The sequence below is a fragment of the Fibrobacter sp. UBA7003 genome (assembly GCA_002449765.1).
GTDB lineage: Bacteria > Fibrobacterota > Fibrobacteria > Fibrobacterales > Fibrobacteraceae > Fibrobacter.
Genome location: DJXN01000011.1, coordinates 86,946 through 95,632, shown reverse-complemented (window position 1 = coordinate 95,632; position 8,687 = coordinate 86,946). Strand labels below are relative to the sequence as shown.

Below are 8,687 nucleotides of genomic sequence, written 5' to 3'. Positions count from 1 at the left end.
CGGGTCGAACTCGCCCGTGGCGGTGGAATCGACCGGCAGTTCCGGGCAGTTGAGCTCGCTGCCCGCAGCCTTCGCGGACTTGGAGGCGCCCTGCTCGTTGCAGGCGGTAAGGGCCATCGCAGACAGCATCAACGTCGCGGACACGGCAGCCACACGACAAAAATTCATTTTTCCATTCTTCATCTTTATCTCCCTACGGTCTATAATACCGCTTGGGTTTTACGGGTTTCACAGGCGCCACCTCGGCCGGAACATCCTTCGCCTGCGCCGCCTCTTCAGCCTTCAACATTTCAAGAGTCTTGTGGGCCGCTTCCTGTTCGGCCTTTTTCTTGTTGCCACCCTGGCCACGGCCATAGACCTTGCCGTTCACGTGCGCCTCGACGGTAAACAGTTTCTGGTGCTCCGGTCCGGATTCTTCCACCAGAACATATTCAGGAACCGTATGGCGCTTCCCCTGCAGGTATTCGAGCAAGGCGCTCTTGTAGTTCACAAAGTCATCGTCGACAATAATTTCTTTCACACGCGGGAAATGGAACCTGTTGAGGATTGCGCGGACCTCGTCGAGCCCGCCATCGAGGTAAACCGCCCCGAGCACGGCCTCGTAGGCATCGGCAAGAATACTCTCCTTGCCGCGACCACCCATCTTCGCCTCGGCCTTCCCGAGCTTGATATACTCGCTCAAGTCCCATTCCTTCGAAGACTGCGCACAGGCATGCCCCGAAACGATGGCGCTCTTGCGCTTCGAGAGTTCGCCCTCCGGGTCATCGGGATACGTCTTGTACAGGAATTCCGTCGTTAGCATGTTCAGCACGGAATCGCCCAGGAATTCGAGCCGTTCGTTGTTTTCTGTGTAGGGCAAATCCGTTCCGGTCAGGTAAGACCGGTGGACCAGCGCCTGAACCAAGAGTTCCGGTTCGCGGAACCGATATCCAAGCTTCGCCTCAAGTCCGCCGTCGGGCTTCTGGCGAAACCAGAATTTCAGCAATTTCTTCAATACGTTTTCTTCTGGCAAAGGCATCTCCTTTCTGTCTGCGAAAATAGAAAAAGCCCGGCCGCAGGGGCCGGAGCAAATTTCATCGAAAGCCCCAGCGCCATTGCCAGGGCGTTTGCAGAAGCGATTACTTCTTCTTTTCGGCCATGAAGGCAACCACGTCGGCAACCTTCTGGAACTTTTCGGCATCGGAATCGAGGATTTCGACTTCGAATTCGTCTTCGAGAGCCATCACGAGCTCGACGCGGTCGAGAGAGTCGGCACCGAGGTCGTTACCGAATTCAGATTCCATCTTCACGTCTTCGGCCTTGACTTCGAGCTTGGCGACGATGACGTCGGTAATCTTCTTGAAAATTTCTTCTTGTGTCATTGTTTACTCCGTTTGGATTGTTTAAGTTTAAATTTAGTAAAAATTGGCTAGGCGTTCAACCCACCATCTACGCCCAAAATCTGACCCGTGATGTAGCAGGCGTCGTCAGATGCCAAAAAAGCGACCGCATTGGCCACGTCTTCGGGCTTTCCGATACGTCCGAGGGGAATCTGGGCTGCATATTTTTCCTTGGTGGCATCGTCCATGGCGGCGGTCATGTCCGTCCCGATAAAGCCGGGGGCTATGGCGTTCACCGTAATGCCGCGGGAAGCGAATTCCCTGGAATTGGAACGGGTCATGCCGATGATACCCGCCTTGGCGGCAGCGTAGTTCGCCTGGCCAGCCTGGCCACGCAGGGCGTTGATGCTCGAAATATTGATGATTCGGCCGGTGCGCTTGCCCATCATGGTGCGGGCCACGGCGCGGGTGCAAAGGAACACGGAACGGAGGTTCGTGGCAATCACGGCATCAAATTCCTCGTCCTTCATGCGCATCAGGAGGCCGTCGCGGGTGATACCGGCGTTGTTCACCAGGATATCGACCGTACCCATGTCGGCAATAATCTGCTTGAACACGTTCTGCACCGTTTCGGAGTCGGCCACGTCGCAAGCATAGCTCTTGACCTGCACCCCAAGTTCGGCGGAAAGTTTGGCGGCCAGTTCTTCCTTGACCGATGTGGAAAGGATAGCGACGTCGGCACCTTCGCTCGCAAGCTTGGTGGCGATGGCGAGACCGATACCGCGGGATGCGCCGGTCACGATAGCCTTTTTACCTGTAAGTTTACCCATTTTTTGTTCCCTGTAATTGAAAGGTTTATCCCTTAAGAGCCTGGAAGGCTTCAATGGTTTCGACCGGCGTGACCTTCACGTCGCGGCTAATCTTGCGCATGAGGCCCATGAGCACCTTGCCCGAGCCCACTTCCACACCCTGGGTAACACCGAGGGAGATGGCCTTGTTCATGCAGTCGTTCCAGCGGACCGGAGATACCAGTTGCTTCACCAAAAGTTCGGCAAGTTCGGCACCCTTCGTGACCGGTTCGGCAATCACGTTGGCGATAACCGGCTTTTCGACATCGTTGAACTTGGTTTTGGCAATCGCTTCGGCGAGGCCTGCCTGGGCAAACTGCATCAGCGGGCTGTGGAACGCGCCAGACACGGCAAGCGGGATGGCCTTGATGCCGGCGGCACCGCAGTTTTCGACGAGCTTGTTCACGCCGGCGACGGCACCGGAGACAACGATCTGGCCCGGGCAGTTGATGTTGGCGGGCACCACGGCGCCCACGTCCTTCACGGCTTCGCAAAGTTCAAGAATCTTGGCTTCGTCCTGGCCCATGATGGCAGCCATCGCACCCGGGTTCTTGGAACCGGCACTGGCCATGAGTTCACCGCGGGTACGCACCAGGCGGAGGCCCTCTTCAAAGCTGAAACCGCCAGCAGCGTAGATGGCGGAGTATTCACCGAGGGAGTGCCCGGCCACGTAGTCGAACGCAAAACCTTCAGACTTGAGGAGTTCCATCACCATCGCGGACACGGTAAAGAGGGCCGGCTGCGTGTTGTCGGTGCTCTTCAAAACATCTTCGGGGCCTTCGGCCATGAGCTTCGAAAGCGAGAAGCCGAGAATCTCGTCGGCCTGTTGCATAATCTTCTTGGCCGGTTCGAAAGTGGAAGCAAGGGTCTGGCCCATACCTACATACTGGGCACCCTGGCCAGGGAAAAGCAAAATCGTCTTAGACATTTCAATCCTTTGCGGAAACCCGCGAAAATTTTCACCCCTAATTTAGAAAATACACCCCCGTTCCAAAGGTTCCCGGAGCAAAAAGCACTATTTCCCCGCAAAAGAAAGATAAAAGGAATATTTTTGCAAGTTTAGAGCCCTACTAGGGGCATTGAGCAGCATCCTTATATAAAGCCGAATCAATGGTATACCTTTTGAACCGGAATCCATCGGCATCCGTCGGGTCAATAAATTCAGAAAATTTTTCTGAACGTATATCATTCTGCTCATCGACATCGCCCACAAAAGAAACACATTTGGCAGGTAAAACATCAAATTCTATATAAGCATCAAAGGTCCCATCAGGATAAGCCAAATTGAAATCTTCCACAAAAGTCTCTGCCAGGTGACCTACGGATTCCGGCAAAACAATTGTATCTCCTTCGGCAACGTCCATCAAGACGGAATCCCTTTTTTCATCATATTGCCATAAGAATTTTACTTTCACATCATAGCCAGAGTTGTTTGCAATTTCATGAAGCAGTGAACCTGTTCCTTCATAGTCGCCATGGGCAACATCATAACCCGAGCAACCAACAAGCAAGGCGTCAAGCAACACTAAAAATAAAAACATTTTTCTCATAGCCACTCCTTCCAAAATTCAAACAGATTCTTTAAATTCGTTTTCGTATAAGACCGCCCATCTTTGCCCGATGGCAATTTATCTAAAATTGCTACATGCCACAATAAACAAAGCCATTACCATATTGGCAAAACAACTATTCACCTTATCGCCTCTTATAAATTTATTTTAAATAACAAAGTAAATTCATTCGAAAGCGAAATCAACAAAATAATTGTTTACAAAAAAAAGACGGAACCTTGCGGTTCCGTCCTCAAAAGCCTTTTACAGACAAATTAGTGTCGGTCAAGCACTTACTTGGTTTCGGCAGGTTCGTCCTTGATGGCGGCAAGGCGTTCGTTGACGTTCTTAGCGACACCCTTCTCGGCGTACTTGGCGGCGACTTCCACAGCCTTCTCGATAGCGAGAGCATCGGAACGACCATGGGCAATAATGCCCGTGCCGTTGAGGCCGAGGAGCAAGGCGCCACCCGTCATACGGTAGTCCCACATCTCGTCGAAGCGACGGCCGTTGGGGGTATCGATGAAACCGAACATCTTCTTGTGGAGTTCGTAGAAACCTTCGAGCATCTTCAGGACAACGTTACCCGTGAAGCCGGAGGTCACCACCACGTCGGCGACACCTTCGATAAGCGTTTCGCCTTCGATGTTGCCGATGAAGTTCACCGGGGCGGACTTCAACAGCTGGTGCGCTTCCTGGAGCACAGCCGGACCCTTGTGTTCTTCTTCGCCCATGTTCAAAAGGCCGACCTTCGGGTTCTGATATCCGAAGTAGGTCTCGGCGAATGCGGAACCCGCGATGGCGAAATCCACCAGCGTGGAGGCGCGTTCATCGACGTTCGCGCCGGCATCGACCAGGATGATCGGACGGTCGGCGGTCGGAATGACACAACCGATAGGCGGACGGCTGAACTTTTCGCTCGACTTTCCGAGAAGCATGAGGCAGCTAGCCATCATGGCACCGGAGTTGCCGGCGCTCACGGAAGCATCGACCATGCCCTTCTTCTGCAGGGCGACACACGTCACCAGGCCGGAGTGGGGCTTCTTCTTGAGAACCTGAACAGGGTGTTCGTCCATGGCGACAGGGTCCGGAGCGTCAATGACCGAAATCCCGTTGCCGGCGTAACCGAGCGACTCGAGTTTAGCCTTGACCACGGCCTCCGGTCCGCACAGGACCACATGCAGGTTTGCATTCTTGTTGACGGCGTTTACCGCACCTTCAACCACGACGTCGGGAGCGAAATCGCCACCCAGAGCATCAAGAGCAACTTTTACCATGAACATCTCCTTGCAACTGAACGCTGCATCAACAAATTAGGCTTCGGCATCCTTCATGTTGACAACTTCGACACCATTGTAGTAGCCGCAAACCGGGCACACACGGTGCGGGCGCTTTGCAGAACCGCAGTGGTCGCAGGTAGCCATCGCGGGCACTTCCATCTTCCAGTGGGTGCGGCGCTTGTCACGACGGGCGGTCGAGGTTTTTCTTTTAGGTACTGCCATTTTTAACTCCTATTTTCCATTTTGCTCTTGAGAGCCTTGAGTTTCTCCCAGCGCGGGTCCATGGGCTTTGCGGCCCCGTCGGAACCTTCGTCGGGCGGATTGTTTGATACAAAGATAAAATCTTCGTCAGGATTTTTCACGGGCGCGACCGGTTCTTGCAGTAAAACCAGCTGTCGGATGCACTCGGATACATCTACGAAGTCCTGCCCCTGGGGAATCTTGTAGGCGAAGACATCTGCATCGTCCTCGTCCAGCTCCTGCTTTGCGATGGGGAGCCTCTCGACCTCCGCCACGATTTCGGTCGTAAACGGGCGGTCGAACAAGTCCAGCGTCCTGGAACAGGTCAGAGTTTGCACTCCGGAGAGCGTACCGGTCACGAGACACTTACCGGGGCCTTCGGGGCTCACCAGCACCTCGGCTACCAGATCGCCCTTGAGGTGCAGTTCGTCGAAGATTTCGGGAGCGTCGGCATGGGACCAGACTGCTCGGCGGTCTTCGGGTTCAGTAAGTTTCTGTGCGATATCGATTCTCAAAGTGGCCCAAATTTAATAAAAAACAAGACTGATTTCAACATTCAGGCTTAAACTATATGCGGGAGGGCGGACAGCTCGGAGTTTTAGCCGTTCTACTTGCTCGGGTCGGGCTGGTCCCAGGGGTAGGCCAGGACCGCAGAATCGGGCGGCAAACCGCTACTTTTCCACGACGTTGCCCGAAAGTTCGCGGAAGTCGTCCTTCTTGTAGAGCGTGACCCCGGGCGACACGATGTGGAATACCGACTGTTCGGCTAGCGTATCGAGATTGAATTTGAAGGAATCCAGACGGATGCGGTAACTGTCCACCGTATTGTCGAACGACACCATGTAAGGCGGGCGCTTGATTTTATGTTGTACAAACATCCGGTGGAGTGCGCAGCCCACTTCGTCGTTCACTACGACCCAGGCATCGGTGTCTTGCGGGACACTCCCCGCAAGGCGCGCGACCACTTTTTCAAAAAAAGCCGGAGGTTCCTTGCTGAACTCGAACGGACTCGCGCGTTCGGCATCCACCGCTTCGAAGACATGCAGTCCCGACTTTTTGAGGCCATTCAGGCGGTCGATGGACCAGGAACTCAAATGATACGGCGAAATGTAGACGATGTTCTTGCAGCCCCGTTCCCGGAGAAAGCGTCCCACGGCACGGCCCGGAAACTCGCCGAAGGCGAGGTTGAAGAAGGCGTACCGCGGTTCCTTCTTGAGGGCACGCGGGATTTCAGAAAGCGGATGTTCCCACCACACCGATATCGGGAATCGGGTCCTCGCGAACAGCGAGAATAGGCGCTGGGGTTTAAAGACGAGCATCGTCGAAAGGATTGCGCCGAACGCGTCGCGGAATGTCTCCGGCAACACGGCATTGCCCGCCGAATCCAAGAACTTGCCTGAATCCTCGTGGTAACCCAGCACATGCACGCGCAGCTCGCGCTTTTCAGCCTCGGCGTAAACCTTCTGCATAAATTCCAGTTCACGCTCCCCCAGGCAATAAAAATCCCCCGTCGGGTTCGAACGCATCACCAGGAGGATTTCCTTCGCCTTCGGGGCTTGCGCCGTGCGAAAATAGAAACGCCCTCTGCCCCGGCGTGAAAGGATTCCCAACGCCTGCAGCTTTTCGAGCGTGCGTCTCATGGAACCGACCGACGTCTCGTATTGCAAACAAAGTTCCTTGATGGTCGGGAGCGGGGCATCCGCCGAAAGCCTGCCGGATTTCCAGTCTTCCTGGAGCAATCGTTCCAGCCGTTCAACCACCTGTTCTCGCACGGGAGGTTCCGGCATGGCGACCTTGGCCGCACCCCAGAAATAGCCGTTGCCCTGTTCCCCATAAACCTTCTTCGCGTCAATCAGCTTGCGGTAGGCGCGAAACACCGTGCAAGTCGATGTAGAAAGACGCTCCGAAACACTCCTGACCGAAGGGAGCCTGTCGCCTTCCCTGAATTTCGAAGCCTCCAGCCACTTACAAATTTCTTCCACAGTCATCGAATCCTCCTTCGTTCGATACGCACAAACTCATTTTTTTAGTGTTCCAAATCACACTCGTTTAAAACACTAGATACACTTTGGAAAATACTAAAAAACAAAGGCTTCGTCACCGACTCCCAATGAAATATCTTTGTTTTTGACTGGAGGTTTCATGCAAAAAGAATTCCGCATAGGGGCATGGGTCGGCGGCAACGAACTGCACCCGCAGCCCACGAAAGAAAACATTCAAGCTTTCCAGGCTCTTCAAGGAAGGAATGTCGATCTCGTGAGCCTGTTTGCGCTATTCGATATCAACACCTGGAACTGGGTAGAGCCCTTCGCCGAAACGGCTCGCGAGAACGGTTCCACGCTCGTTGTCACGTGGATGCCCAACGGCTACAACGCAAGAAGGATAAACGAGGGCGAGGCAGATTCCTTCATACGGCACTTTGCAAAAAGCGCCAAGGAATACGGACACAAAATTTGGCTCCGTCCGCTCCACGAAGCGAACGGCGACTGGTACGACTGGGGAGTCGGCAAGCAGGGCGCCGGCAACACCGACGAGAACGTTGCCGAAGCTTTCCGGCACATCGTAAGGATTTTCCGCGAGGAATCCGTCGGTAACGTCAAGTGGGTCTGGACGACCAATTCCTCGAACGTGGGCGAAAACACGACCTTCACGGGAACCTACCCCGGCGACGATTTCGTGGACTACATCTCCATCGACGGCTACAACTGGGGCGATAAGAAATGCTGGTCCCGCTGGAAGAGTTTCTCGGAAGTTTTCAGGAAGTCGTACAATGCGCTCGCGGGCATCGACAAGCCCATCTTTATCGCCGAGACATCGTGCACGGAATCGGGCGGGAACAAGGCCGAATGGATAGCCGACATGTTCAAGGTGCTGCCCGTGGAATTTCCGAGGATTTTCGCCATCATGTGGTTCAACCAGAGCAAGAGCTTCGAAGCGGACTGGGCGCTCGACACATCGAGTGCGGCAGTGGATGCTTGGAAGGCGGGACTCAACGCACCCCACCGAGCTATAACATCACGGTGATGCTGTAGCCGAATTTTCCCGCTTCATCCGGGCTTTGAAAAAAGCCCGGATTTTTTTATCTTTACGCCAGTCAGTTCGAGACCCATCCTGACTTAAAACAAAACTAGGAGACTTCCATGCGTTCAGAAGCAGAACTCGAAGGCGTCACGCTGCTTGGCAACAACAAGACCCAGTACAAGACCACCTACAGCCCCGAAGTGCTCGAAAAGTTCCCGAACAAGCATCCGGGCAACGACTACATGGTCACGTTCAACTGCCCGGAATTCACGAGCCTCTGCCCGAAAACCGGCCAGCCCGATTTTGCCGAAATCAAGATCAACTACATCCCGAACCAGTACCTGGTGGAATCGAAGTCGCTCAAGCTCTACATGTTCTCGTTCCGCAACCACGGGGATTTCCACGAGGACTGCGTGAACATCATCATGA

Annotated in this window: 12 protein-coding genes; 2 read left to right on the top strand and 10 right to left on the bottom strand. The window is 54.1% G+C overall.

The features are described 5' to 3' along the window. The 10 genes from B2952_RS08170 to B2952_RS08125 form a co-directional block, all read right to left on the bottom strand. The coding region (locus B2952_RS08170; protein ID WP_290781574.1) for a hypothetical protein at nt 1–183 on the bottom strand (183 nt) is incomplete at its 3' end. Between the two features lie 10 nt (nt 184–193). After that, complete coding sequence (rnc, locus tag B2952_RS08165) at nt 194–1,012, bottom strand: ribonuclease III (RefSeq protein ID WP_173382342.1); 819 nt, start codon at nt 1,010–1,012, stop codon at nt 194–196. Between the two features lie 106 nt (nt 1,013–1,118). Beyond that, a complete protein-coding gene (gene acpP / locus B2952_RS08160) occupies nt 1,119–1,361 on the bottom strand; it encodes an acyl carrier protein (RefSeq protein ID WP_173382343.1) in 243 nt (80 codons plus the stop codon). A gap of 47 nt (nt 1,362–1,408) precedes the next feature. Then, on the bottom strand, nt 1,409–2,149 hold the full coding sequence (fabG, locus tag B2952_RS08155) for a 3-oxoacyl-[acyl-carrier-protein] reductase (RefSeq protein WP_173382344.1): 741 nt from the start codon (nt 2,147–2,149) through the stop codon (nt 1,409–1,411). A 25-nt stretch (nt 2,150–2,174) separates the two neighbouring features. Further along, nucleotides 2,175–3,095 (bottom strand): ACP S-malonyltransferase, encoded by a 921-nt coding sequence (gene fabD, locus B2952_RS08150; protein WP_290726025.1) that lies wholly within the window; start codon nt 3,093–3,095, stop codon nt 2,175–2,177. A gap of 142 nt (nt 3,096–3,237) precedes the next feature. Continuing rightward, nucleotides 3,238–3,717: a hypothetical protein gene (locus B2952_RS08145; protein ID WP_173382346.1), complete on the bottom strand. Its 480-nt coding sequence runs from the start codon at nt 3,715–3,717 to the stop codon at nt 3,238–3,240. Nucleotides 3,718–4,010: 293 nt separating this feature from the next. Further along, a complete protein-coding gene (gene plsX, locus B2952_RS08140; protein WP_290729907.1) occupies nt 4,011–4,994 on the bottom strand; it encodes a phosphate acyltransferase PlsX in 984 nt (327 codons plus the stop codon). Between the two features lie 36 nt (nt 4,995–5,030). Beyond that, the gene (rpmF, locus tag B2952_RS08135; protein WP_072813504.1) at nt 5,031–5,219 is read right to left on the bottom strand and encodes a 50S ribosomal protein L32; all 189 of its coding nucleotides are present in this window, start codon (nt 5,217–5,219) and stop codon (nt 5,031–5,033) included. A 2-nt stretch (nt 5,220–5,221) separates the two neighbouring features. Then, nucleotides 5,222–5,752, bottom strand: coding sequence for a YceD family protein (locus B2952_RS08130; protein WP_073113399.1), 531 nt, complete (start codon nt 5,750–5,752; stop codon nt 5,222–5,224). A gap of 156 nt (nt 5,753–5,908) precedes the next feature. Further along, nucleotides 5,909–7,225 carry a GntR family transcriptional regulator gene (locus B2952_RS08125; RefSeq protein ID WP_290733318.1) on the bottom strand — a complete coding sequence of 439 codons (1,317 nt, stop codon included), beginning with the start codon at nt 7,223–7,225 and terminating at the stop codon, nt 5,909–5,911. Between the two features lie 154 nt (nt 7,226–7,379). On the opposite strand from B2952_RS08125, the gene B2952_RS08120 reads away from it, so the two are divergent. Both B2952_RS08120 and queF read left to right on the top strand, forming a co-directional pair. Beyond that, a complete protein-coding gene (locus tag B2952_RS08120; RefSeq protein ID WP_290733316.1) occupies nt 7,380–8,261 on the top strand; it encodes a glycoside hydrolase family 26 protein in 882 nt (293 codons plus the stop codon). A 116-nt stretch (nt 8,262–8,377) separates the two neighbouring features. Then, the coding region (gene queF / locus B2952_RS08115) for a preQ(1) synthase (RefSeq protein WP_290781572.1) at nt 8,378–8,687 on the top strand (310 nt) is incomplete at its 3' end.

Coding starts and splice junctions, on each gene's coding strand:
- acpP (WP_173382343.1), bottom strand. CDS start 1,361: ATGACACAAGAAGAAATTTTCAAGAAGATTACCGACGTCATCGTCGCC.
- fabG (WP_173382344.1), bottom strand. CDS start 2,149: ATGGGTAAACTTACAGGTAAAAAGGCTATCGTGACCGGCGCATCCCGC.
- fabD (WP_290726025.1), bottom strand. CDS start 3,095: ATGTCTAAGACGATTTTGCTTTTCCCTGGCCAGGGTGCCCAGTATGTA.
- B2952_RS08145 (WP_173382346.1), bottom strand. CDS start 3,717: ATGAGAAAAATGTTTTTATTTTTAGTGTTGCTTGACGCCTTGCTTGTT.
- plsX (WP_290729907.1), bottom strand. CDS start 4,994: ATGGTAAAAGTTGCTCTTGATGCTCTGGGTGGCGATTTCGCTCCCGAC.
- rpmF (WP_072813504.1), bottom strand. CDS start 5,219: ATGGCAGTACCTAAAAGAAAAACCTCGACCGCCCGTCGTGACAAGCGC.
- B2952_RS08125 (WP_290733318.1), bottom strand. CDS start 7,225: ATGACTGTGGAAGAAATTTGTAAGTGGCTGGAGGCTTCGAAATTCAGG.
- B2952_RS08120 (WP_290733316.1), top strand. CDS start 7,380: ATGCAAAAAGAATTCCGCATAGGGGCATGGGTCGGCGGCAACGAACTG.